This window comes from Natronococcus jeotgali DSM 18795, assembly GCF_000337695.1.
In the GTDB taxonomy this organism is placed as follows: Archaea; Halobacteriota; Halobacteria; order Halobacteriales; family Natrialbaceae; genus Natronococcus; species Natronococcus jeotgali.
Window position 1 is genome coordinate 1 of the sequence record NZ_AOIA01000080.1, and the last position, 23,878, is coordinate 23,878.

21 protein-coding genes and 5 pseudogenes are annotated in these 23,878 nt (G+C 55.6%); 11 read left to right on the plus strand and 15 right to left on the minus strand.

Annotated elements, in window-relative coordinates:
* Positions 1-235: 235 nt before the first annotated feature.
* Positions 236-1,180 (plus strand): annotated as a pseudogene (locus C492_RS25865) (IS630 family transposase).
* Positions 1,181-1,278: 98 nt separating this feature from the next.
* On the opposite strand, the gene C492_RS08695 reads toward C492_RS25865, so the two are convergent.
* Together C492_RS08695 and C492_RS08700 are read right to left on the minus strand one after the other, a co-directional pair.
* The gene (locus C492_RS08695; RefSeq protein ID WP_008422506.1) at positions 1,279-2,157 is read right to left on the minus strand and encodes an ABC transporter permease; all 879 of its coding nucleotides are present in this window, start codon (positions 2,155-2,157) and stop codon (positions 1,279-1,281) included.
* A complete protein-coding gene (locus tag C492_RS08700) occupies positions 2,154-3,224 on the minus strand; it encodes an ABC transporter ATP-binding protein (protein ID WP_008422508.1) in 1,071 nt (356 codons plus the stop codon). The genes C492_RS08695 and C492_RS08700 overlap by 4 nt, the downstream gene beginning before the upstream one ends.
* Positions 3,225-3,811: 587 nt before the next feature.
* Between C492_RS08700 and C492_RS25870 the strand changes: the two are divergent.
* A pseudogene (locus C492_RS25870) lies at positions 3,812-3,913 on the plus strand (hypothetical protein); the annotation flags it as partial.
* A 524-nt stretch (positions 3,914-4,437) separates the two neighbouring features.
* On the opposite strand, the gene hcsS reads toward C492_RS25870, so the two are convergent.
* Genes hcsS through arsD form a run of 4 tightly spaced genes read right to left on the minus strand, consistent with a single transcriptional unit; the run spans position 4,438 to position 7,249 of the window.
* Complete coding sequence (gene hcsS, locus C492_RS24965) at positions 4,438-4,629, minus strand: halo-CC-star protein HcsS (protein ID WP_008422512.1); 192 nt, start codon at positions 4,627-4,629, stop codon at positions 4,438-4,440.
* Entirely contained in the window at positions 4,620-4,988 is a 369-nt protein-coding gene (hcsL, locus tag C492_RS08710) for a halo-CC-star protein HcsL (protein ID WP_008422515.1), read from the minus strand. Before hcsL ends, hcsS begins: the two co-directional genes overlap by 10 nt.
* Positions 4,985-6,916, minus strand: a complete 1,932-nt coding sequence (gene arsA, locus C492_RS08715) for an arsenical pump-driving ATPase (RefSeq protein WP_008422517.1) — start codon at positions 6,914-6,916, stop codon at positions 4,985-4,987. The genes hcsL and arsA overlap by 4 nt, the downstream gene beginning before the upstream one ends.
* A 3-nt stretch (positions 6,917-6,919) precedes the next feature.
* Positions 6,920-7,249: an arsenite efflux transporter metallochaperone ArsD gene (gene arsD, locus C492_RS08720; protein WP_008422519.1), complete on the minus strand. Its 330-nt coding sequence runs from the start codon at positions 7,247-7,249 to the stop codon at positions 6,920-6,922.
* Positions 7,250-7,574: 325 nt separating this feature from the next.
* Here arsD and C492_RS08725 point away from each other — a divergent pair, with 325 nt between their 5' ends.
* Positions 7,575-7,967, plus strand: coding sequence for an ArsR/SmtB family transcription factor (locus tag C492_RS08725; RefSeq protein ID WP_008422521.1), 393 nt, complete (start codon positions 7,575-7,577; stop codon positions 7,965-7,967).
* Positions 7,968-8,156: 189 nt separating this feature from the next.
* Positions 8,157-8,576: a low molecular weight phosphatase family protein gene (locus tag C492_RS08730; protein ID WP_049892901.1), complete on the plus strand. Its 420-nt coding sequence runs from the start codon at positions 8,157-8,159 to the stop codon at positions 8,574-8,576.
* 540 nt (positions 8,577-9,116) lie between these two features.
* Here the strand turns inward: C492_RS08730 and C492_RS08735 are convergent.
* Entirely contained in the window at positions 9,117-10,481 is a 1,365-nt protein-coding gene (locus C492_RS08735) for an MFS transporter (RefSeq protein WP_008422525.1), read from the minus strand.
* 64 nt (positions 10,482-10,545) lie between these two features.
* Positions 10,546-11,904, minus strand: a complete 1,359-nt coding sequence (chrA, locus tag C492_RS08740; RefSeq protein ID WP_008422527.1) for a chromate efflux transporter — start codon at positions 11,902-11,904, stop codon at positions 10,546-10,548.
* A gap of 171 nt (positions 11,905-12,075) precedes the next feature.
* Here chrA and C492_RS08745 point away from each other — a divergent pair, with 171 nt between their 5' ends.
* The 5 genes and pseudogenes from C492_RS08745 to C492_RS22640 all read left to right on the plus strand — a co-directional run.
* A complete protein-coding gene (locus tag C492_RS08745) occupies positions 12,076-12,666 on the plus strand; it encodes a hypothetical protein (RefSeq protein WP_008422529.1) in 591 nt (196 codons plus the stop codon).
* Between the two features lie 5 nt (positions 12,667-12,671).
* Complete coding sequence (locus C492_RS08750; RefSeq protein WP_008422531.1) at positions 12,672-13,157, plus strand: ferritin-like domain-containing protein; 486 nt, start codon at positions 12,672-12,674, stop codon at positions 13,155-13,157.
* Complete coding sequence (locus C492_RS08755; protein ID WP_152424857.1) at positions 13,154-14,572, plus strand: transposase; 1,419 nt, start codon at positions 13,154-13,156, stop codon at positions 14,570-14,572. The genes C492_RS08750 and C492_RS08755 overlap by 4 nt, the downstream gene beginning before the upstream one ends.
* Before the next feature lie 62 nt (positions 14,573-14,634).
* Positions 14,635-15,468: an IS5 family transposase gene (locus C492_RS08760; protein WP_008422533.1), complete on the plus strand. Its 834-nt coding sequence runs from the start codon at positions 14,635-14,637 to the stop codon at positions 15,466-15,468.
* A 71-nt stretch (positions 15,469-15,539) separates the two neighbouring features.
* A pseudogene (locus C492_RS22640) lies at positions 15,540-16,079 on the plus strand (hypothetical protein); the annotation flags it as partial.
* Positions 16,080-16,143: 64 nt separating this feature from the next.
* On the opposite strand, the gene C492_RS25250 reads toward C492_RS22640, so the two are convergent.
* The 3 genes and pseudogenes from C492_RS25250 to C492_RS08785 form a co-directional block, all read right to left on the minus strand.
* On the minus strand, positions 16,144-16,995 hold the full coding sequence (locus C492_RS25250; protein ID WP_239643412.1) for an SWIM zinc finger family protein: 852 nt from the start codon (positions 16,993-16,995) through the stop codon (positions 16,144-16,146).
* Between the two features lie 702 nt (positions 16,996-17,697).
* Positions 17,698-18,065: pseudogene (locus tag C492_RS08780) on the minus strand (calcium-binding protein).
* 335 nt (positions 18,066-18,400) lie between these two features.
* Positions 18,401-18,787 carry a MaoC family dehydratase gene (locus C492_RS08785; RefSeq protein ID WP_008422537.1) on the minus strand — a complete coding sequence of 129 codons (387 nt, stop codon included), beginning with the start codon at positions 18,785-18,787 and terminating at the stop codon, positions 18,401-18,403.
* Between the two features lie 195 nt (positions 18,788-18,982).
* Here C492_RS08785 and C492_RS08790 point away from each other — a divergent pair, with 195 nt between their 5' ends.
* Positions 18,983-19,258 carry a PadR family transcriptional regulator gene (locus C492_RS08790; protein WP_008422538.1) on the plus strand — a complete coding sequence of 92 codons (276 nt, stop codon included), beginning with the start codon at positions 18,983-18,985 and terminating at the stop codon, positions 19,256-19,258.
* Between the two features lie 11 nt (positions 19,259-19,269).
* Here the strand turns inward: C492_RS08790 and C492_RS08795 are convergent, their stop codons facing one another.
* The 4 genes and pseudogenes from C492_RS08795 to tnpA all read right to left on the minus strand — a co-directional run.
* Positions 19,270-19,533, minus strand: coding sequence for a hypothetical protein (locus tag C492_RS08795; protein ID WP_008422539.1), 264 nt, complete (start codon positions 19,531-19,533; stop codon positions 19,270-19,272).
* Positions 19,533-19,997, minus strand: a complete 465-nt coding sequence (locus C492_RS08800; protein ID WP_008422540.1) for a DUF7437 domain-containing protein — start codon at positions 19,995-19,997, stop codon at positions 19,533-19,535. Before C492_RS08800 ends, C492_RS08795 begins: the two co-directional genes overlap by 1 nt.
* Before the next feature lie 390 nt (positions 19,998-20,387).
* Complete coding sequence (locus tag C492_RS08805) at positions 20,388-21,959, minus strand: sensor histidine kinase (protein ID WP_008422541.1); 1,572 nt, start codon at positions 21,957-21,959, stop codon at positions 20,388-20,390.
* Positions 21,960-22,476: 517 nt separating this feature from the next.
* Positions 22,477-22,767: pseudogene (gene tnpA, locus C492_RS08810) on the minus strand (IS200/IS605 family transposase); the annotation flags it as partial.
* Between the two features lie 126 nt (positions 22,768-22,893).
* Between tnpA and C492_RS08815 the strand changes: the two are divergent.
* On the plus strand, positions 22,894-23,607 hold the full coding sequence (locus C492_RS08815; protein ID WP_008422543.1) for a DUF1214 domain-containing protein: 714 nt from the start codon (positions 22,894-22,896) through the stop codon (positions 23,605-23,607).
* The last annotated feature ends 271 nt before the right edge of the window (positions 23,608-23,878 follow it).

Below are 23,878 nucleotides of genomic sequence, written 5' to 3' on the forward strand. Positions count from 1 at the left end.
GAGGACGTTCGGGGGACAGGGAGAATTTACTGAGCACATCAACACCGAACACGCCGGCGAGTACCAGCGCGACGATTGGCCGGACACACTGGCCGGTCGGCAGACGCGCCATGATCGTGAGGAAAGCGACGAGGAGTGAGTTTAACCAGCGTCGGGAGCATTACATACAGAGTATACACCGACCGAGGTATAGTAACCGTTAGAATTTTCCACCCATAGGTTGTTGCAGCTTCTAATGGATCATCTCGACGAAATCTCCGTCGAAGAACTTCACGACNTGCGTACAAAAACGGCGTTACGCAGACTGAACTAGCCGAGTGGCATAACACCGGCCGGCGAACAATCTACAGCTGGCTCAAGCGACTCGGCACTGACGAGTCGCTTGAGCAGGCTGTCACTGATGCTCACCGATCTGGGAGAAAGCGAAAACTCTCAGAAAAAGAGCAGCAAGAGTTTGAAGACACAGTCCACGAATCTCCCGAGGAAGTTGGGGTAGACGCGCCGGCGTGGACGCCGGCGCTCGTCCAGCAGTATCTTGACGAAACCTACGATGTCGAGTACTCAATCCCGAGCTGTCGGCGGTTGCTCAAAGAAGCGGGATTGAGCTATCAAAAACCACGCCCTACAGCCGCCGAATCAGATGCTGAGGACCAAGAAACGTTCCGCGAAGAACTCAAAAAAGCGGCGAGAGATGGACGCCACAGTAGTCTGTATCGATCAAACCAAGAAATCCGTCCAAGTTGAGCCGCGTGCCGCGTGGTTTCCGCGCGGCACGCGGCCNGTCGAACTGTCTGGGCAACGCGACTGGACGTGTCTGTTGGGCGCGATCACCGAGAACGGTGATCGCTTTTTCTCTCGGTTCGAAGAGTACGCGACCGCCGCCCACGCAAAACATTTCATTCTTGCGTTATGCAAAGAGTTCGAAGATGATTTGATTATCGTGCTGGATGGAGCTCCGTATTTTCAGGCATCGGCCGTCACGGACCTGGCGGCCCGTGACGACCTCGCCTTCGTGAGGTTACCGGCGTATTCTCCCGAACTCAATCCAGTCGAGGAGTGCTGGAGACAGCTCCAAGCAGCCCTTAGCAACCGGTTCTTTGACTCGCTTCCTGAGCTCACAACAGCGATTGATACCGCTCTTGATCAACTGCCTCTTCCAAAAGTGAGTAATTACTTCTAATGACTACTATAGTCGGCCATATCAATTGTGCCATCGACGTCTACGCATCGGAGGGATAAAAGCAGCACGCGAGGTGGTGTCGGGTCACGGAACGCCCATTACCGAACGTCCGAACTCGAGGCCCTCGAAAGCAAATATACGGCCCCGGAACCGAACATAAACCCAAGACCAACGAGAACGGCGACGGCGGGGACGATCGTATCGAGCGCGCCGCCGAACGCTGTCACCTCGAGGACGGTCATCACGTCTTCGTCGAGCATAATCGCACGTGCGGCATCGACGCCGTACGTGACGGGGTTGATTCGAGCGAACAGCTGAATCCAGTTCGGGAGCGCCTCGAGGGGGAGAAAGGCACTCGAGAGGAACAACAGCGGGAACTGCAGGAGGTTCGCGCCGATGATCGTCGACTCCTGGTCTCGAGTCAGCACCGCGAGCATGTTTGAGAACGCGATAAACCAGAACGAAAAGAGGATTCCGACCGCCATGATCCCGACGGCACCGACGACGCCGGTCGTAATCTCCGCGCCGAGGACCACGCCGAGTCCGAGAATGATGGCTATCTGGAGGCCGATACGGAACACCTCTGCGAGGGTCTTCCCGACGAACACGGCGGTTCGGTTCATCGGCGAGACGAGCACCTTCTCGAACATGCCGTTCTCGATGTCATTGACCAGCCCGATTCCCGAGGTGACTGCCGACGCGAGTGCGACCTGGATCGCGATTGCCGGGACAAGAAACGTGGTGTAGTCGATACCTGGAAGCCCCTGGCTGACGGCGCCGCCGGCGACGTTGCCGAACACCTCCGTGAACAGTACGAGAAAAATAAACGGCTGTGCGAGCGAGACGACGAGGACGAACGGGTTCCGGACGGCTTTGAGGTTCCACCGCTTGAGGTTGATCCAGACGTCCCCGGCGAAGGTGTTTGCGGATCTCATCATCTCGCGGTCGGCGTTCCCCGACTCGGTCGGCGTGCTCATGTGGACTCCTCCGTCGCGGCCGCACCACCGTCGGTGTCGACACGCTCGCCCGTAATCGCGAGGAACACGTCGTCCAGCGTCGGCGCGCGAACGTTAAATCCGGTGACGATCAGCCCCGCGTCTCGCAGTGCAACGAGGAGGTCCGTTCCCGACTGACGGGCCGCTTGTGCGGTGACGCTGATTCCCGTCTCGGTCTCCTCGACGGTCGCGTTATCGAAGTCGTCGAACTCGTGTGCGATTGTCACGGCGCGCGCCTGAGCCCCGGGTCCATCGCCCAGTTCGATATCGAGGACGTCGCCACCGACCTGCCGCTTGAGATCGGCGGGAGATCCGTCGGCAACAATCTCGCCGTCGAGAATCACCGCCAACCGCTCACAGAGCGTGTCGGCCTCCTCGAGATACTGCGTGGTGAGGAAAATCGTCGTCCCCTGCTCGTTGATCCGTTGGAAGTACTCCCAGAGCCGATTGCGCGCCTTCGGATCGAGACCGGTCGTCGGTTCGTCCAGGAAGACCAGCGGTGGGCGGTGGACGAGCGCAGTCGCGGCGTCGAGTCGTTTTTTCATCCCGCCGGAGAACTCCTCCGAGCGCTTGTCGGCGACCGCTTCGAGATCGACGAGGTCGAGCAGTTCGGCGGTTCGCTTGTCCCGTTCGCCCCGCGGGACGCCGTAGGCTTCACACGCGAATCGAATGTTTTCCTCTGCCGTGAGCTCCGGATCGATGCTCGTCTCCTGGGCCATGTAGCCGATCGATTCCCGGACCTTTCGCGGCTCGGTTCGAACGTCGAACCCGTTGACTCGGACCTCGCCGGCGGTCGGTGACAGCAGCGTCGCCAGCACTTTGATCATCGTCGTCTTGCCCGCGCCGTTGGGGCCGAGAAACCCGAAGAATTCGCCGTCACCAACCGTCAGATCGACGCCGCTGACCGCTTCGGTTCCGTCGCCGTACGTGAGCTCGAGACCGGAGATGTCGATGGAGGTGTGCTCGCCGGACCCGACTCGACTCGCACCCGGGCCCTGTGAGCGCTCACGGGGAGTTTCAGCATCCGCTATCGATTGTTCGTTCGACATACAGTTGATACGGGCCCAAACGGGAAATACGTCCGACTTCGAAATTCGGTGGTCGCTTCAGTAATCGGAGTATCGCCTGGTAAGACAAGTGTTGCTCTGAGGAGATTGATCATATAATTCCATATTCGGCACAATAGTGGAAAATACTGATTTCTATCGCCCCCTAATATTCACAATTGAGGGGTAGATCATGGGCTCGCTTAAACTATTCCGGAAGAAAGCCCGCTGGAAGAGGGAAGCCAACAAAACAACACTGTACGAATGCCGTAACTGTGGGCAAAAATTCGCAACAGACGTTGACAAGTGTTCCAACTGCGAATCAGTGGAGATTGCTCACTACGAATTCTAAGCTTACCTCATATGGGTATCGATAGAGCTGTGTTGCGAATGGAACGCTGAGTGTCTTGCCAACCTATTATGGTCTATAACATACGCTCGGAATCAGTCCAGAATCAATACGATTGGTCAAACGTAGCACCAAGCATGGCCGTCATTGATGCTCTTGCCTCTTTGGAAGATGTTAGACCAGTTCATCTCCAAACAGTTCTGGACGACCCACTGTATGATTTTCTCACCCAGAAGCACTCGATTCGCTTGTTACTGACGAGGGGACGATTTCTATTTCGTTCACTATTGCCGATTACGATATTCAAATTGACGGAGACAAATTGCAAATCTACTCCAAGTGAGGTTTCTGGTGGAACTCTGCGGTAAGTTTGCACATCTACGCAGCGGTTGGTTCACCGAAATGTGGGTGAAAACAACTCCATGAGAATAGTTCTGTGATACGCTCTGGTTATCTGCTGATAATGAAGGCGCTGTCCTCGTCCGGCATCGTGTGCGTGAACAGCGCGTCCATCGCGTGGTCGTTTTCCTTGAGTAGGTCGTCAGACTCGCCGCTCTCCTCGTACTGGTACTGCGAGAACTCGTTCCGAAGGCTTTGACAGTCCTCGTGGACACGGAGCTCACAATCTCGGAGGATGAATTTGATGCGTGCCTTCTATTCACGGCCGTCAGAGGTCGATCTTTGTATGCTGTATCGGCGCTACGTCCACGCTCACCACGTTTCCTAGCTCAACGATTCTTTTCTCCGTGTTATCGAAGAATTGGTCGCACAGACACCCTGTACTGTGCCGATATCGACGGCTCTACTCTCCATCAGTAATCCGTCTAACTGATATGAGAAAAACTGGAGTAGCCGTCAGAGTTGCTGTTAGCAGCAGTCGTTCCCGGCGTCGCAGACGGCTCCGTACTCGAGACCGATCTCCTCGCTAATCATTTCATTACACTCGATCAACAGCGACTCAAACTCGGCTGCTGTCGCCTCCGACTGCGCCACATCGAGGTCCTCACCGAGCGCTTTGGCGGCAGCCAGCACGTCTTCGTCGGATGAGCTCAACAGCACCCACCTCCGAGTGACTGAGCGAACTCCCGTCTGATCTGCTTGCTGATCACATCGTTCGTCTGTTCAAGAAGGGCGACGAGCTCCTCTTGCGCTGCCCGATGCTGCTGGATCGTCTCGTTGTTCGAAAGCTCGGTCTGTAGTTTCTGAAGGTCGCTCATGACTGACGAGTCGAATTCATTGCCTTGCAACTGCTGCTGTTTTTGCTGGTACGCTTTGAGTAGTGACTGCGCTTCATCGTCCGCTTCGAGTTGCTCACTTGCGTCGACGAACTGCTGATAGATCTCCGAGTCACGGAGCGTCTGGATGAACGCCTGCAGTGACTCTTCGACGGCTGACGCCTCCGATACAGCTTCGCTCACGACGCCGTCACCTCCTGTTCCGTCTCCTCGGTGACATCGTCCAGCCCGGTGATCTCCTCACCGAACGCGCGCAGTTCGTCAAGTCCGACTGGCTCGTCTTGGCGCAGCGGGGCGAGCATCATCGGCACGTCGAACCGATTGCTGATCTCGCCGAGGTACTCCTGCTGCTGAGCACGGCGGTTCTCAAAGAAGGCATTGTCGCCGTATTCTTCGGGGAGCAGGTAGTTCGCTACCACCAGCGAGGTCTCGATTCCGACTTGGTCTTCTAGGTCCGAAGCGGCCCGGTAGGCCTCCATCATCGGCGTGTACTCGGGGTACATCACGAACGCGAAGGTGCTCCGGTCGGGGTCCTTCATCGTCTCGATGACCTCGTCGTACTGGTCGCCTTTCGCGGGTGCAGCACCCTTCGTCAGCGAGCCGAGGTCCATGAAGCCCTTCCAGTCGGAGGGGAGTTCGAGCAGTCGGAGCGTGTGCCCCGTGGGGGCAGTGTCGAAGACGACGACGTCGTATCCGTCCTCATCGAAGTAGCTCACGAACTTTTCGAGAGCGGCCATTTCTTCGGCACACGGCGACTCCAGTTCCTCTTCGACGTTCGCAATTGCGGCGTCCACGTCGATCTGGGTGTCCTCTTTATCCTCGTACATCTCGGTGACGTGGTCGAGGACCTGTGTGCGGTACTCTTCGAGTGCTTTCTCTTGGTCGATCCGCGCCGCATCGAGGTTCGCCTGGCCGACCGAGGCCGGATCGTGGCCCACCCGCTCGCCGAAGATATCTTCGAGGTGGGCGGCAGGGTCAGTTGTAACGACGAGCGTTTCGTGGCCCGCTTCGGCAAGCTTCGTCGCCGCCGTCGAGGCGATCGTACTCTTGCCGACGCCGCCCTTCCCGGTGAAGAAGAGATACCGCGTCTCGTCGCCCGGTTGAAGCTGGTCGGCAACCATCTCGGCGTCAGCCATCGACTCGAAGTCGACCGCGGTCTCGGTGTCTATGTCGGTCGCCGTTCCGACATCGACGGTCGCCTTGTCGCCGTCGTACAGGACGCCACCGACATCTGCGAGTAGGTCCAGCCCTGCTATTTCGCCCGGCTGGAGTGGGTACGTCGCCATCGCGTCGGCGTCGAACTCCGTCCGTGCGCGCTCGATAACGGCCTGCTCGTCTTCCCGCTTCCCCTCGAAGAAGGGATCCTCACACACTGAATCAGGGAGGTAGCCGTTGATGATCAGCAGTTGGGACTCGATTCCGAGCTCGTCGAGGTCGCTTGCACTGCGCTCGATCTCGTCGATCGAAGAGCCCTCGGGCTTGCCGACGAACACGAATGAAGTCCGCTCGTCGTCTTGGAGCGTGTCGATGGCACGCTCGTAGTCCTGTTTGCGCTCCTCCATCGAGGCTGCCGGCCCGATGCAGGTCGAGCCGCCCTTCTCCAGTTCAGCGTTCCAGTCGGAGGGCAGCTCCATCAGTCGGATGGTGTGTCCCGTGGGAGCGGTGTCGAAGACGACGACATCGTACTCCGGGCTATCCATGAAGTCGACGAAGTTATCGAAGGCAGCGATCTCCTCGATACAGGGACTGTTCAACTGTTCTTCGACCGTTTCGATCTGATCCTCGCCGAGCAATTCGCGCATCGGTTCGATCGTCTCTTGACGGTACTCCTCGGCTGCGGTGTCCGGATTAATCTCGATGGCCGAAAGGTTCTCGATGTCGTCGATAGCGGTGACCTCGTGGCCGATCTCCTGGCCAAAGATATCCGAGAGATTCGGCGCAGGGTCGGTCGTTACTAGCAGTGTCTCGTAGTCGTTGTCGGCGAGCCAGGTTGCCGTCGCGCAACTCACGGTGCTCTTGCCGACGCCGCCTTTCCCGCTGAAGAAGACGAATTCGGTCTCATCACTCGTCGGCTCGACGACCGCTTGCGCGTCGGTGTGCGTTGTGCTCATGCGTTAGGCCTCCTGTGTCGGGGTGGTGGTTTCGAGTGCTGCCGCGAGTTCGTCGTACGAGAGGTACTCGGACTTGGCGACGATCTCGTCGTCGACGACAGTAATCGGCAGGATCGAGGGGCCGTGTTCCTCAACCAGATCGTAGATGTGCTGCGTTTCGAGGAACTGGTCGATGTTGTGCTGCATGTTTGCCCGCGAGACCTCAACGTCCTCGAATTCCGATTCGAGTTGGTCGAGGGCGGCACTGACTTCAACAAGTTCCTCGTCGGGGTCAGGACCACAGACGCCGGTGGAGCAACACATCGCCTCCTCGTACAGGGTAAGTTCAGTCATTGATGAGAATAGATTGTTCGCTCAATTGTCTGGCCGACAATACGGCTATTATCGATTACGTGGTGGACGGAGTTGCCTCGCATTCAGTTGAGCAATTATTCAATCATATTCATAAGATCTTCGACTCGGAACAGACGTAGTCCAGCGTGCAATTCAGACTAAATACAGTATTAGGGTGTCTTAACACGTCGAAATAGAGTGTTGCTGCCGAAGAATTTCTTGAGTCCATCTTATAGAATCCTAAAATGATTGGCCGTCGATTGAATACGCGTAGCTCGCGAGTCGCTCCACAATGCTTAATCCACTATCTGATCAATCGATGTGTATGTCATCGACTGAGCGGCTACAGCGGTATCTCGCCGACGAACGGGATGGATGTGGTGACGAGGAAGTATCCCAACGTCTGGCGGAACTCGAAGAGATCGACACGGCCGCGGGCGGACCTTCGCTGGACGCGGACGTTGGATTGCTATCGGCGCTCGCAAATGAAACCCGGTACAAGATCGTTCGTATCCTCCATGTCGCTGGCGAAGAACTCTGTGTCTGTGAATTTGCGCCGCTGCTCAACGTCAGCGACAGCGCGATCAGCCACGCTCTGTCCCAGCTCACCGATGCTGGGCTCGTCACACGTCGTAAAGAGGGGAAGTGGCGAAAATATCGTGCGACAGCGCGCGCCAACGCCGTCCTCATCGCCCTCGATGGATCGCGGGAGCTATGACCACTCGACGAGGATGATCGACGAGCTAGTTCTCACTGCTCCGTTGGTACTCGCTTTCGGGTTAGCTCACAGTGTTCGGGAGTGACTCTCAGCGTCTGGTACGGCGGCTATTTAGGGATATTTGGGGCTATATTGGGCGAGATATTCCTCATATGAACCCTTAAGATGGCATAATAGATGATGTTCCTCATGGGTACGGAATCGACGACGAAGTTGGGATTCGTGTGTGTCCAGAATGCCGGCCGCAGCCAGATGTCGGCCGCGTTCGCTGAGCGAGAACGCGATCGACGAGAGCTAGGGGGCAGCATCGAGATTCTCACGGGCGGGACACACCCAGCTGAGAGCGTTCACGAGGAAGTTATCACGGTTATGCGAGAGCGAGATATCGATCTCTCAGACCGGACACCGCGGGAAGTCTCGACCGACGAGCTCGAATCGTGCGATGTCGTCGCTACGATGGGCTGTTCGACGCTAGAATTGGACGCAGAAGATGTCGATGTTCGGGACTGGGCGTTAGACGATCCCCACGGACAGGATCTCGATACTGTCCGTGAGATTCGTGACGACGTGCAGCAACGCGTCAAGGCCCTATTTGACGAATTCCACTAGAACAAACCGTAGCGCGACTTTCACGGATATCGGGGCTCTATCGAGAACAACCACTTACTCTCATCGCGGTCGGAGACCTTATTGAACAGTTCTTGACTGCAACTGTGCTCTGGGTCGCGCTCACCGGTCCCGGCGTGAGCAACGTCTTTCTCCCGACCCTCGTCATTATTCCTCTCCCACAGATCGCGAGTGTGATTCCGATTCCCGGGAGCCTTGGCGCGTACGACCTGTTGCTTGGTGGGGCGGTCGTTGTCGTTGTCGTTGTAGGGGCCCGAGTACGTCGGCGACGGCGGCAGTCCTCGTCGTTCGGACGCTTTCAGTCCCGTTTAGTGGAATTACTGGTGGAATCAGTGTCGCCTACTTGCGCGGATGGCAGCCGAGAGTTCAATTGGAGCGACTAGAAGTATCATTTGAGGATCTACCGACGATACTAAACATATTCTCCTGTCTGTGGATCTTCCGTTGTCCAGAAGAATACTGACGATAGACACTGTCACTTCTGACTCGAGTCGTCGAGAACGAGATCGAAACTTCCTCTGCTCATACATACACCTCGAATTCTTCGCCGAACAGCAGAAAGTATCCAGTCCCGACGACGCCAATGACTGCTGCGATAGTGAACGCGATTTCTGGATTGACGAACTCCCACAGATAGCCTCCGAGTGCAGCACTCGGAATAACGACAGTGTTTCGCAGGAGATAGTAGGTTCCGGTGACGCGCCCGCCCGCGCCGGCTTCGGCAGGACCGACGATCAGTGCTTTGTGAGAGGGCAGCCCCGCAAACCGCAGCCCGGAGAACGCGAAGATGAGGACCATCGCCCACTGGAGCGGCATCACCGGATCGAGAACCTCCGGCCCTCCGATGAGGACAATCGGGAACAACGCGTACACCGCGAACCCTAATGCAACGACGGGCTTGAGGCCGACTCGCTCAGCGAGTTTCGCTGCTGGCGCCATAGAGATGAGGGCAATCAGCATTTCGACGCCGAGCAGGTAGCCGAAGAACGCCTCCGGTGAGAGATCGATCGCGTACGAGAAGCTAGCTAGCGAGACTGTCGTCTCGAAGCTGACCTGGTAGAATTGGGTGATAACCAGCACGAAGAAGACGTACACCATCCCGTTGGCGAAACGGACAAGTGTGTCACCGACCAACAGCGGCCGAAGCGGGTCGGGCATGTCCCGCAGATCGCGCTTAATCTGAGCGATCCCCTCAAAGGAGTCACCGAGGGAGTCCTCGCTGGCATCGTACAAGAGGTGCTGGGCGATTGTTCCGACGACTCCGAAGACAACGGCGACGCCGAGGACATACTGGAAGCTTACCGTAAAGTCTGGATGGAAGCCGATAAGCACAGCGGCGAGAACCGGCCCGATGAGGAACGCTGTCCGGCGGAATGTCTCGGTACTGGCGAAGCCGGCGGCCAGCCGCGAGGGGTCAGTCGCCTGCTTGACCACTGCGAATGTCGCCCCGAGCCCGAAGGACTTCCATCCCTGCGCGAGCAGCAGGCCGACGAAGATCCAGATCCAGGGTGGAATCGTCGCGCCGGCGGCAGTGATCACACCGAGGTTCGGCGCGACCAGCCAGACCACAAAGCCAAGCGTCGAGATCAACCCGAACAGAGTGAGCGCGTACCGCGAGCCGATGCGATCGGAGATTGCACCTCCTGGATACGGGAACACTGCCGAGATGACGTTGCCGATGGTCCCGAAGAGGCCGACAACGAACCCTGAGGCCCCAAGTGCAACCATATACTCGGGTAGGTAGCGGCTGGTCATCTGGAACCCGAGGCTGAACGCGAACATCGCCAGCGATAGTACCAGTACGTCCCGCTCTAGCGCGAAGAACTGCCGAAATGTATCTAGCGGCCCCGATTCGTCCGTCTCGACCGTGACTTGCTCCTGACTCATACATGAACTCGTGCTGAACTCAGTCGTGTGCCTCTGTTTCTGTACGTAGTTGGGGGTGCCTGACTCATAGGACGAGGAAGTACCATGCTACGCCGACCCCGCCGCCGCCGAGAATCAGATATGCAGCGTGCGTCCCGCGGACGAACAGTCCGAACGTAATGACGGCGAGGACGACAGTGAATACGTCGACAAACGACTCTGCGGCGAGTGTAACGGTCGCACCGAGGATTGCCCCAACGACGGCGGCGTTGACCCCGGTTAGCGCCGTTTGGACGACGTCGTTCTCTCGGACCCGAGCAAAATACGGGAAGAAGCCCATAATGAACACGAACGACGGGCCAAAGGCTCCGATTGTGGCGACCAACGCTCCGAGGATAGCGATCCACACGATGCCGCCAGAGACATCCAGCAACAACTTGTAGCCGACAAACGCCGTCGTCATCACGACGGGACCAGGAGATAGCTGGCCGATGGCAATGCCATCGACGAACTCACGTGCAGTCAACCATGCGAACTCGTTGACGACGTACTTCTCGATGAACGGAATGAGGACGAGGCCGCCACCGTAGATGAACGAGCCTGTGTAGATCATAAATAGGAACAGCTTCACCCACGGATTCGCCCAAAGGGCGAGCGCGAGGCCCCAGAGCGGACTGGCCTTAATTGCCGTCTGAACTCGAGGGGCCACTAGGTCGAGTACTCGACTTCGAAGCGCGTACAGGCCGCCGAGGATGGCTGTTACGACGCCGGCAGCGGCGATTTGTTTCACGTTCGCCCGTACCCAGTCCGACCGATAGAGCGCGACAGCGATGAGTCCAGCCACGATGAATTCGAGGACGGGATTCGGGTTTAGCGTGGCCGTCGCAACGGTCGCGGCGACCAGCAGCGCCACCAGCAAGAAGTCTACCGACCAGGTATCCGACCCGATGTCGAACTCGGCATGTGACCGCCCGTCAGCAAGGGCGCTCTGTGCCATCGAGTACGCTGCCCCGACGATGAGTCCGATGACGACCGGATTGATGCCGTAGAAGGCGGCTTCAACCGCTGGCAGCGTCTGATACGCGAAGTACAGCCAAGAGAAGAAGACGACGAGGATGAACGTCGGGAGCATGAAGAAGAACCCGGCGACGATCGCGCCCGGATTGCCGGCGTGAATCCATCCCATGAAGATGCCGAGCTGCGTCGACGCCGGTCCCGGGAGCATATTGCAGATCGCCAGCCCCTCCATAAAAATCGACTCGTCGGTCCATCCTCGCGAGTCCTCGCCGACCAAATCGTCCTCCATCATAGCGATGTGGACGAGCGGCCCGCCGAATCCGACGATACCGATGAAGAGAAAATAGCGGGCAATCTCGACGAGTTTTGCAGGGCTCGATTGCCCGCTGTAGTCATCTACAGCACTGGCCGCTTCGACGTCAGCCATCGTTTCCGAACACCCCAGCAGTGCCGCTGGCGGCAGTCGTTTCCAGCTGAGACACGATACGATTCATATACGACTATCTCGCCACGGGGTAAATAATATTTCTATAGCCGTGTAGTATCTCCGATTTACTTTTGGACGGGTTTTATCCTGCTATCACTCATTGAGGTGTATATGACCGGCCGCAAGAATGCGATGCTCACCACCGAAGACCGCCGATGGTTAACCGGTGAGAAGGTGTACGACGGGCAACACGCGAAGCAGCAGCGGTACCAACGCCGGCGGGACATCCGCGAGCGCGTCTATAACTCGATGCTGGACTTCTCGATTCTGATCGACGAATTGGACGATGACGAGTGGCGTGATATCTTTGGCGAAGTAACGGATGGGGGCCAGCAGTGGCAGAATGTGGAGGAGGATCTTCAGACCGGTGTTCGTGACGGCCTCGCGTTTCTCCTTCGAACAATCGGTGTCGCCACCCTGATGCGTGATGGGCAGGCATCGCAGATCACGGTCCCGGAACGGCTGTTAACGGCAGCCCTTCGACGTGCCGGGCACCGAGACGGCCTGCTCGTTGAGTCGGCGTTCTTGGATATTGAAGCCACAGATGTGGGAATCCCGAAGCTCCTCGAGGACCTCCAATCGGACGAACCCATGTCCGCCGGTAGCCTCTATCTCCTCATGGAGAGTGGGGCTGTCGATACCGACGTAGTGCAAGACTGTTTGCGCGACCACTTGCTCGAAGACGGCTCGGAGGAGATCTGATAGAGATGTCCATCACATCCAAGCGTGAGCTCTTCGACCGGGAACTCCAGAAACTCTATCACGCTGAGATTGAAATTCTCGATCTTCACAGCGACCTCGCTACCGCGGCAGCGAGCGACGAGGTACGAGCCATCTTCGGCGGCCACGAAGGCGATACGGTCGACCAGATCGACAGGATCGAAGCTATCTTCGCGACACTTGATATGGAACCGCGCGAACAGGGGAGTCCGATCATGGAAGGACTGCTCGCAGAGAAGGATCAGTTCGTACTTGACGTCGAAGATGACGACCTTCGCGACCTTGATGTCATTAGCATCGGGATGATCAACGAACGATTGGAGATCACGCTCCTTGATCGGCTGATTCTCTTGGCAGATGAGCTAGGGCTTCCGGAGTCAACAGTGTCGAATTTGGAAGAGAATCGAGCGGAAGCACAGATTGCGCTCGAACAGATGCAACAGTTCCTCGACGATCGGCGCATCGACAGGTGACGACTGAAGCATATCAGCTCGGACTCGACATCCGAAACAATCTCGGTGAATCCGATCTTGTCACCGCTTTTGAAAATGTCGAGCATTCGATCAACGAGATTGAAGACGGGTATCCAGCATGGCATCCTGCTCCGCTTTCTTTTCGTGCAATGATTTTCTCGTTCGTTTTCATGGAGATCACCGGCGACTCCTACGCTGAGTTCGCTCGACGACTCACGCGGCAACCGGAAGTGGCCAGCATCCTCGGATTCAGCCGGGTACCGGACGACCCAGCATTCTCTCGGGCGTGGCGGAATCGATTCAGTGATGCTGTCCACGAATACGTCCAGACCTCGGCTCACTTCGTTATCAAAGAAGTCCACGACCGCGACATCTCAGCTCCCGAGGTGCGGCCCAAAAATGAAATCGTCGACGAGCCCGCAGTAGCCAAGAAACCCGACGAGCAGGAGTCTTTCTCACAGGGTGAGATTATCCAGACGACGCGCCTCGCACGTGATCCTGCCTTCGGACACTTCGAGTCCGGTCGGGGTCGAAACGCCTCCTACGAGGACACGCAGTTTTTCGAGTTACAGACGTTCATGGGGATGGTCCGCTGTGGCACCGCTCAGGGAACTACTCGCTTCCAATATCGGCGTGGCGAAGAGTACGGGCCGCATGGTGACACCCACCTCCGCACTGTCAAACAGTTTAATCCTGAAGAGCTTGTGAACGGCTTCAATGAAACGACAGAACGACTGTTTTCGGTCATCGCCTCTGAGGTGTCGTTTCGACGTCCGGTCACTGCTGCGATCGACATCACAACCGTTCCCTACTACGGGGATGTTGAGGAGATGCCGATGGTCAGCGGGACGAAAGACAGAGAGGGCCGTGCGTTCAAGTTTGCGACGCTGTCGATCATCGGACAGAATATTCCACTTGTCCTCGCAGTTGAGCCGGTGCGAGAGAGCTCGGCATGGGACGAGAACCCGCCAAACCAGATTCATCGTACCGTTCGCCGACTGGTTCAACGCGCGAAAGAACATGTTTCGATCGAGACTGTTCTGTGCGATCGGGAATTCGATTCGATGAAAATGTTTCAGACTCTCTCGAACCTAAATGTGAACTACCTTATTCCCAAGCGGGTCTCCAGTTCTGAACGAGACGTACTCAAACAAATGGAGGAAGACAATCTGGAGGTAGCTGTTGAGTCAGCCTCCGTCCGCGTCGAAACAGGGTCGCATTCGATGCGGTTCCTGTATGTTCCGTCGACGAGTGGTGAGGGTACGGCGGTGTTTGCGACGAACCTCCAAGTTGAGCCAGACGAGGCCGAGACGTTTTGTCAGCGGTATAGTCGACGCTGGCAGATCGAAAACGGGTACAAATCCATCAAGGGCGATTTCCTCGCAAAGACCTCCTCAAAGTGCTCTGTTGAATAGCGATCTAATCAGCCGATATCGGTGGTTTAGATGGATGAAGCCGAGGAATTCGATTCTGTCCTATGGAAATCGATCTCCTCGACTTCGTTGAGCAGTGTCGTGACCTAGCTAAACAAGCGTTGGGGAAGCACGCGGGCGAGCCTGCCAGCGGCGGGTTCGCCCGCTGGGTCCACGTTGTTCTGCACTGCTTTCGGCTCGAAGAAGGCCACAGCTACCGTGAAACGCCGAATCGGCTGAAGTATATGGCCGAGATTCGTGAAACACTCGGCTTAGATCGGGACGATCTGCCGGACTACAGCACGATCTACAAATCGTTCGACCGGCTGAAAATGTGGGTATGGCGGGCGCTGCTGCGCGTTTCCGTGCAGCAGCACCCGCAGTCTGGCCACGCCGCTCTCGACAGCACGTTCTTCGACCGTCGTCGTGCGTCGTCGTACTTCCGCCAGCGGTCAGGAAGTACCGTACAGACGCTGAAAGTGACGACATTAACTGATGTGGAATCGCTTGCGGTTCTCGACGTTCACATCACAGCACGGTGGAAGCACGATACGAAGACTGGACCGCAGGTCATCCGCCGAAACGCGGACGACCTGCAGTCCGTCGCCGCCGACAACGGCTTCCAAGACTGGCATACCGAGTACGAGATTGCCGCATTTGACGTTGAGTACCTCATTCACTATCGTGGATCCTCACCGAAAGCAGCTCTGAACAACGTGCTCAACCGGGCAAAGGGCTACTCACAGCGCTGGATGGCCGAAACGNCCGAAACGTCGTACTCGACAGCCAAGCGCTCGCTCGGCGACGCCGTGCGAGCGCTCGGCTGGTATCGACAGTTCCGTGAGATTGTCCTGGTGTCCGCCATTATCAACATAGAACCGCTCTGTGAACCACTGTAACCGTGACTCAGCATCTATTCAACAGAGCAAATTAGAGGTATTGTGAGGTACCGATTCGATTTGGGGCGCTTGCGCTCGAGCGCCACGATGTAATCGATCTCAATGGACTCGAGACATCCACATTGGTGAATCTCTATACGTTGCTTTCTGACGTGCAACGTAACGCCGACGATCTTCGACAGGACGTAGCTGATGTCTTGCTCGAGCGAATCCACCACGATCAGCCGATCCACGCCCAGTTTGGCTCGGTGCAGCGGACCAGCCGGGAGTATCGATCCCTACGGGATGAAGATCACGTATTGGCACGCCTTGAGGACGCTGGTATTCCTCGCGAGCGTGTCACCAGCGTTGATTCCAGTAAGGTCGATGAGGCTCTCGAGGTAACTGAACTTCGGCTGAGCGATGTCTATGAGATCGAAGACCGCGAGTACGTCCGGAAAGCGGATGTCGATGAAGAACACAAGGAAACACGATTGCAGGGACTCAAAGATCAACTGGCGACCAGTGATGACCCTGAAGCTGCTGAACTCCGTGAGGAAATTAATGAACTCGAAGCTCGTATTGAGGACCTCACCGAGTTCAGTCCTGCTCAGGAGTTCCAGGCCAAGTAGTCTATAACTGTTTTGAAACTTGGCTTGAGACCGTAGAGAACAAACCGTTGCTTCGATACTGCAGTCAGTCTTCACCAAGCCTTTCGTAGAGACGTCTCCTGAGTCGCAGATCTTCGTCCGCGAGTTCAGTCAGTACAGTTCGAAGCTCTTTGGCGGATGCTGTTTCAAGAAGAGTATCTATCGATTGGCCACTGCCGACGGGCTCAACATCACCGCTAGCTAATACGGCAGCGACGATATGCTTGCAGGGGACTGTATCATCGGGACAGCTACACTGACCGCTAGCGTAGCTTCCCTCTGAGAGAGTCACCTGGACAGTGTATGGACGACTTCCTTGGACTGTCGCCTGAAGAGAATTGTCGACGTACTCGATATTGGTTACTGATCCTCGTTCGTAGTAGCGGCTTCCTCGCTCATAGCGGCCTGGCTCGGTCACTTCTCGAATCGTCTCGAGGTCAACTGAGTGAGCTGGTGTTTGTGTCTGAAGGCGGGGAAACGCATCTACGACTGGCTCATCTCCAGGGATCTCGGGATCAGCTGACCGGCGGTGGATCCATCCTTGCTCTGGCCACCCGATCGGGAACCACTTGTCTGGATCGCTCACGGTGTCCCAACACGATCCAATTATTGACGAGCTATCTTCGGGGAATATCCCCTTGATCGTTATCGTTCGTGGAGTCATACCGACCTCGAGCGTGACATCAGTCTGGTGTGTGTTGTCATCATCGACTTGGTTGGAATAGTTCGAGCGGATCTTTTCGAGTGCAGTGATTCCCTCGGCTGAGAACCCATGGCCAGTCCGTTCGAGTTCGAGCACCAGCTCAGCATATTTGTGCTTGTCGCGGTATTTGATCAGCGGCCGATTACTCCCGACCAGTTCGGTCGGATCGTAGTCTGAGAGTGTTGTTCCAAACACGATCGGTACGACTGGTTCAGTTGGAGTATTCGGTAAGCGGTTAGCTTCTGGCTGGTTTTCGGCAGTTGGCTCTCCAAATGGAGTCTCGAAAAGCCGGCCACAGGCTGGACAAACTGTACAGTTGAGTTCATCAGTGTGCCAGGTGGTGGACTCATGAGCCCGACACCAATCACAGGGGCGTCTCGTCTCGTGCTCGAGTGGATTCCAGTCACCGTCTCGAAGCGATGTCACCTGCTTGAGCTGAGTGATAACTCGTGATCGTCGCTTCTGGTGGCGTTCTAGTTGCAAACGGCATGAACGACACAGTTCTGTGTTACTCTCGCGAATAGTGGACGGTAGAACAAGTCGCTGAGTATCCTTCTCGCCCTGCAGAAGAGCCCCTTCTCTTGCGGAGAGTGATACTGAACGAGATTGATTGCCGTCTGATGAGTCTGGTGGATCATAGGCGATAATATCTGTTGCTGTGACCGACTCGTCTGGCACATTCTCGGTTTCGTCAGCGAAATCTCGCCCATATCGACATCCATCAGGACCGACGATGTGCCACTTCCCGGATTCTGTTCGGCCAAACGTGGGCACGGTTGGTCGAAAGAACGAGACGGTCCCTCATAGCGTCTTCCAAGCACACCGGATGGCCTTGAGCCAAGCGTACCGACAATTGTCAGAGAAAGATGCCTGCTCGAGGGGGAGATCGATCAGCGGTCAGAATTGATAGCCACGTCCGTCCCAGTAGTGGCAGTCTGCGACCGCTTGCTTTGTATCGGAATCGACAGCAATTGGCTCCAGTTGTGCTAGCGGCACGCCTAGTTCTCTGTCATCCATTCGACGGTGACGAACATCTCGCTCTCTGACGCTTCGGCCGAGGACAACTTCAGGACTTCCACTTTTTCGCCCTCTTCAAGTGGTGACACCTCGCGAGTTTCGATACACCGTGCCTCGAACGGAAATCAAATCGTCTCTTCAAGACAAGTGTACCATCCAATTGCCCGTTCGTGCAGATCGTAGGCATCAACGACGATCTCCATTTTGATGTGTTCCTCTCGTTTTTCGCTCCTGTCTACTGTTGTCATGTCCTGCAGTAGGATAGCGAAGGGTAAGACGTTCCGGCATGTCGGTGTCGTCGAATTTATCAATAGCGAGACGAGAGTAGATTTTATTAGATACTTGATATTTCTGTCGGACTCGAGGGTCGAATATAAGTTACCGATCCGAGTGTTCTACCTTCTGTTATGAGTGTCGCTCGAGTTGTATATCCTAATTGTGAAGTGACAAATACAACCACGGTATACAGCCCGTCAACAAGAACGTGATGAAGGTTTCATAAAACTCTTCACAAAAATTGATTTCACTCCGTGCCTCGGAGAATCAGCCGGTATATAGGTCTGCGTATGTACCGTTGATCGAGTTACTCGTTTTTCCAAATAATTCCGTTAGTCGTCGAGGTTAACACAGTCTCATTATCCGCGTTCTCACAAATAACGTCTGACGTGAATTCGTAACGGTCATCTCGTTCTTCAACTGTATCAAACGTCGATCGGCACGTGATTGGTTCACCAGTGTAGACTGGCTGATGAAAGTCGAATTCCATCGTACTGGCTAACACTTCGTTATCACTGCCCAGTTTCGTCGGCAGAGTCGCGGTCAACAATCCCTGTACCATCACCCGTCCGTCTTCATTCGGCTCGGTATGACGGGGTTGGTCGTCACCAGTGAGCTCTGCAAACTGCTGTACATCTTCGACTGTGAACGTTCGCTCAAATGTTCTCGTCTCACCTTCAGTTGGCTGAGTCATCAGAATCGACTTCAAAAATGAAGCTCGTAGTATAACAAGATGACGTTGACGAGACAGATGTGCTTCACCTGTACGTACCATTCTTGAGAGGACGGATCCAAGCTAAACCACGGATAACATCATTCTTGAATTATAATAATAGATCTAATATCAAATACAATAGAATAACAAGGATTGGTTAGAAAAAGAGCCACCATGGAGGGTCTTACAGCATTCCAGCGAGACTTGCTATATGTCATTGCAGACGCTGATCACCCATCTGGTCAGGATATTAAAGACGAGATCGAACGGTACTACAGTACGGAGATCAACCACGGCCGATTGTATCCCAATCTCGATACCCTTGTCAATAAGGAACTCGTCGAGAAGGGCGAACTCGATCGACGAACGAACTACTACGCGATTACTGATGAAGGGAACACTGCCATTCAGGAGCGCCGTGAGTGGGAATCACAGTACGTTGACCTCTGACTCAGACGGATTTACGCCAGAGTGAACTCAATTTCGCCAGGTTGCAGCCACCCAGTGTCCTGTGCAGCCTTCAATCGATCACGCTGGTAGACGTACGCATCTGGACTTTCGCCTAACTCCTCAGCTACCTGCTGGGGAACGTATCCCGTCAGATTCTGGCGCTGGACATACCGTTCGAAAGCCTGGCACTTCTCGTTCGAAGGGCCTCCCATCGCGAATAGCATACTGCTGTCGATAATCACGACGCTGTCGCTCGGAATCGATTCTTCGGTCATCACTCAGCGAGGTTGAGGTACGGATCGTACGCCGTTGCATCCTCGAGGACGTCCTGGAGCGCAGTGAAGACAGTCATCCCCTCGACTGGGTGAACGTCGAGTTTGTTTGCGGCAGTTCGTTGGGAGAGCTCGCCCCCCATAATGCGGCGAGTATAATGAACGGCTGCGGCGAGTTTGGCAACTCCTTGCCGATCAACAAAGACGCGAATATCGTCGTTCTCGAGTTGTCGCCCAATCGCATCGATTACGGCCGGTGTCGCAAGGAACTCGCCGTGAGCGCCATCGATTTCGAGTTTGAGTGGTGTTGCGATGACCGTTGTTGGCGTCTCGTCTTCGTCTCGAGAAACAATCTTCATTTCCTCGAGTTGCCCGATATACTTGTAGGTCGTTGAGTGGGCCATCTCGAGTTCGTCTTTGATTTTGTCGATTGTGACTGGGCCATGCTGTAGAATATAGATATACAACCGAGCAAGCTGTGGGGTCGTGAGGAGTTCAGCATACGTGAGTAGATCATTGAACGTCTCTTCTGGGTCGGGTGGGGTCGAGACGTGATTTTCAGTAGTGTTGTTGTTGCGCTCGATGCACAGGGGTTCGAGGGTCAGGTGGAGTATCGAAACGGGTTCGAATTCATCGATGAAATAGCGTGACGTCTTTTTTTGGAAGAATTGCGAGTGTCTCTTCTTGGGTTAGAGTACTCTTCGAGAAGAGCCCGTGTTACCTACAGATGCGCACCTAACGCCGTCTTTTCCATCAGCTAATATGAATATTGAGAGAGAGTCATGCTGAATACACAGCGCGAATGTCGCATGAGATCCGGCTTGAGTTGGAAGTAGGACTCACTCAGTACAGTGCGCTCAGTTATTGGACTCGTCTGCTACCGGTAGCGTAAAAGCAAACGTTGTTCCATCGCGAGGGTCGGACTTGACCCAGATGTCGCCGCCGTGGCGCTCAATGATACGCTCACACAGCGCCAGCCCAATTCCCGTCCCCGCGCCTTCCTCTTGCGTGTGGAGGCTCTGGAACAGCTTGAAGACACGGTCGGCGTCCGCAGGATCGATACCGACACCCTCATCGCGAACCGAGATCGTCCACTCGTCACCCGCTTGCTCGGCTGAGACGTGCACTCGTGGTGGCTCGTCGCCACTGTACTCGATGGCGTTGTCGAGCAGGTTTTGGAATACTTGCCGGAGTTGGTCGGCGTCGCCTTCGACACGGGGGAGTGTCTCCGTGACGATCTCCGCATCCGTCTCCTCGATTTTTAACTGGAGGTCCTGGTGAACGTCTTCGAGAACGGTGTCCAACTCGACCGGCTCTAAGGGGGCCCCACGCGTTTCGACCCGCGAATACTCGAGTAATCCATCGATCATGTCGCGCATCCGGTCGGCACCATCGACTGCAAACTCGATGAACTCCCGGCCGTCCTCGTCGAGCTCGTCGGTATACCGCGACTCCAGTAACTGGAGGTAACTCGTCACCATCCGCAGGGGTTCCTGGAGGTCATGCGAGGCGGCGTAGGCGAACTGCTCCAAGCGTTCGTTGGACTCCTCGAGGTCCTGCTGATACACCTTGTACTCGAGTTCATTGCTCACCCAGTTGCTGAGCAGACCAATAAACGAGACTTCCCAATCGGAGAACGCCTCGGTCCGCGCCTCCATCCCGTAGAAGCAGAACGTTCCGTACACTTCTCCATGGACGATGACCGGGGTCCCAAGATAACAGGCGATACCCCACTCGGGGTCGACCAGTTCCGGAGCCTCGGACTTTACGTCCTGTAGGACGAGCGTCTCCGCAGTCTCGACGACACGTGAGCAGTTAGGCAGGGTCTCTAGCGGCGTCGTGTCACCCGGTTCGAGGTCCACAGCTTCCGGCGCGGCCACGTGTTCAAAGATGTATTCACCACTTCCTTCATTGACACGTGAGAGGGTCGCAAACTTGGTTCCGACTGTCGTCCGGACTACTTCAAGGAGCGAATCTATCTGCTGGGAGAACGGCTGGTCTGCGGCCGCCATTATCTCATTGGCACGTCGGAGAGCTTGCTCCCGTTTCTCGATTTCTTGCTGACGGTCATCCGGGTCAGTGATGTCGTGTACGTACACTGAAAGTCCGGTTTCAGAGGGATAGGCATGGATTTCGAACCAACCGTCCTGTGGCGGAGAGTGCGTCTCAAATGTGACATCTTCTTGGGTCTCCATCGCACGTTCATGCTTCCACTGGAACAGTGAGTCGGTCAACATGGGAAACTCCTTCCAGATAACTTCCCCACGGAGATCCGCTTGGTCTCGCTGGAACAGAGTTTCAGCTTGGTCGTTGCAATACGTGAACCGCCAATCTTCGTCAAGCGTGAAGACAGCATCGGTTACGCGCTCCAAGACCTCTTCTGGAGAACTGTGATCGGGGGGGTCACTCGGCGTCTCCGGGTCCGTCATTAGATGCACTCAGTGCTTTGAGAGATATGGGCATTACGCAAGATCTAGTGAGAGGATGGTTCACCGGTTTCGGCGTGAAACAAACGAAGCCGTCGTGCTGCATACAGAGAATGTATGCAGCAAGATCTGACCGGACTACCAAGCCACTGTCAAGAGGGGCGTGCTGAATACAGGGCGCGCACCTAACGCCGCCCCTTCTATTAGATTATCGATGTATTGAGAGACCTGTGTTGAACCCATAGCGTATATCTCGCAGGCAGTTACGCTACGAATCGACCGGATGTCACGGCCTCGCTGTGATGGTTGGATCCCATCGACGACATAACCGAACTACCGCCAAGGACCACTCTCGTCTCGACGCGACAGCCGCCATGGGCACCCTTCACGACGAGACCTCGACCGTATTAAATAGGGACAGTGGATGATTCCGGGCTCGGCGTGAGCGTCGGGAGTCGAGATCAATCACTCAGGCAGGTCGCTCCACGGATTCCTGTTCTGTCTCACTTTCCTTGGTCTTGCCCTTGAACCAGTTGGCGAGTAGTGCCGGTTCGTTCTTGGGCGGGCTACTGACAAATAGGTGAACGTGGTCGGGCTGTACGGTGAGGTCGAGTATTTCGACGCCTTTGTCATCGGCTATTTCGTGGAGGATGGACCGGACACGGCTGGCGACCTCGTTGACGAGTACCGAGTTGCGGTACTGAGCGGAACCCTGTTCCGCGATATTCGCAGAACCGTCGGTTCTGCGAGACTTCGGCAACCACACTATGTGGTAGTTGAGGTTGTAGGTCGCGTGTCGTGTGGTCTTCATCCGTGTTACACACTATGGTCCGTCGGCTGCCTAATACTACCGATAGAATGGTGGGAAATCCAGCCGTGGCGTCGTCGGTGGGTGTGTAGGCTATTGTCCGCTTGACCCCCGCCTAAAGACGGGGGTATGCGCTCGTATCTTTATCAGGACGCGTACACGAAGGCAGTTATCTACGAGCCCGGCGAGTACACGTTGACGCGAGAGAAGATGGAGACGCGGTACGTTCAAGTCCGGTTCAGAACGTTCGTTGATCCAACCGATCAGAACGATATAACGGAAGTTCAGAACCTACAAGACGAGATTGAGGTAAGTCAACCATCCCTAGGAACGGTAGAACTTCCCGACTGGGATCAGGACTCACTCAACACAATCACCGAAGCGCTCAACACGATCATAAACACTAGGAACAGAATGCCGGAGTACGGATTTGGCGATGAAGGCGGGGTTGATCCCGTCGAGTTTTTTGTCGGCTCCGGAATCTGGGGGGCACTGCCGGCGTCTGAAAATTTCTTCTTCTACGAGTCGCCTCCACAGAACGATGGAGAAACGCCATATACGCTCACTTTTGAAAATGTTCCCGCCGATGCATTCTGGGATATCAGCGTCTACAACAGCGACCTATATTTCGAGGAGAATGAGTACGATGCGTACTCGATTAACAGCGAGAACGCAGAACGAGACGATGACGGCAGCGTCACGATTCGTTTCGGTGGTGATCCAAATCAGTCGAACTTCCTCTACACGCCAGAAGGCTGGATCTATTATGTTCGCCTCTACAAACCGCACGAGGAGGTTCTCTACGGCTTTTACCAGTTCCCAGAGCCCCAGCCGGTCGAATGAGACACGAGCACGGATGTCCGCCTTAGTGCCTCTGGAACATGACGCCGTGATATCGAACGTCGATTCGTCTTCTATCTACTCCCACCGGTCGTGCTGCACTCATACTCTACATCGTGCACGTGCTTTCTGTTAATTGCTGGACGGGTTGAATGAGGGGTGCAAGATAGACAGCATGAGTACAACACGAACTGAGGTCTGTGATCGTTCACTACGAGTATAGATAGTCGATCGAGAATTCAGAGATAGCCAGCCGTCTACCACTATCATCATG

Excerpts from the sequence above, each read along its gene's own strand:
- C492_RS08735 (WP_008422525.1), bottom strand. The coding sequence starts at position 10,481 with ATGAGTCAGGAGCAAGTCACGGTCGAGACGGACGAATCGGGGCCGCTA.
- chrA (WP_008422527.1), bottom strand. The coding sequence starts at position 11,904 with ATGGCTGACGTCGAAGCGGCCAGTGCTGTAGATGACTACAGCGGGCAA.
- C492_RS08815 (WP_008422543.1), top strand. The coding sequence starts at position 22,894 with ATGCGCTCGTATCTTTATCAGGACGCGTACACGAAGGCAGTTATCTAC.
- C492_RS08750 (WP_008422531.1), top strand. The coding sequence starts at position 12,672 with ATGTCCATCACATCCAAGCGTGAGCTCTTCGACCGGGAACTCCAGAAA.
- C492_RS08805 (WP_008422541.1), bottom strand. The coding sequence starts at position 21,959 with ATGACGGACCCGGAGACGCCGAGTGACCCCCCCGATCACAGTTCTCCA.
- C492_RS08695 (WP_008422506.1), bottom strand. The coding sequence starts at position 2,157 with ATGAGCACGCCGACCGAGTCGGGGAACGCCGACCGCGAGATGATGAGA.
- arsD (WP_008422519.1), bottom strand. The coding sequence starts at position 7,249 with ATGACTGAACTTACCCTGTACGAGGAGGCGATGTGTTGCTCCACCGGC.
- C492_RS08785 (WP_008422537.1), bottom strand. The coding sequence starts at position 18,787 with ATGACTCAGCCAACTGAAGGTGAGACGAGAACATTTGAGCGAACGTTC.
- C492_RS08725 (WP_008422521.1), top strand. The coding sequence starts at position 7,575 with ATGTCATCGACTGAGCGGCTACAGCGGTATCTCGCCGACGAACGGGAT.
- arsA (WP_008422517.1), bottom strand. The coding sequence starts at position 6,916 with ATGAGCACAACGCACACCGACGCGCAAGCGGTCGTCGAGCCGACGAGT.
- C492_RS08700 (WP_008422508.1), bottom strand. The coding sequence starts at position 3,224 with ATGTCGAACGAACAATCGATAGCGGATGCTGAAACTCCCCGTGAGCGC.
- C492_RS08790 (WP_008422538.1), top strand. The coding sequence starts at position 18,983 with ATGGAGGGTCTTACAGCATTCCAGCGAGACTTGCTATATGTCATTGCA.
- C492_RS08745 (WP_008422529.1), top strand. The coding sequence starts at position 12,076 with ATGACCGGCCGCAAGAATGCGATGCTCACCACCGAAGACCGCCGATGG.
- C492_RS08795 (WP_008422539.1), bottom strand. The coding sequence starts at position 19,533 with ATGACCGAAGAATCGATTCCGAGCGACAGCGTCGTGATTATCGACAGC.
- C492_RS08730 (WP_049892901.1), top strand. The coding sequence starts at position 8,157 with ATGGGTACGGAATCGACGACGAAGTTGGGATTCGTGTGTGTCCAGAAT.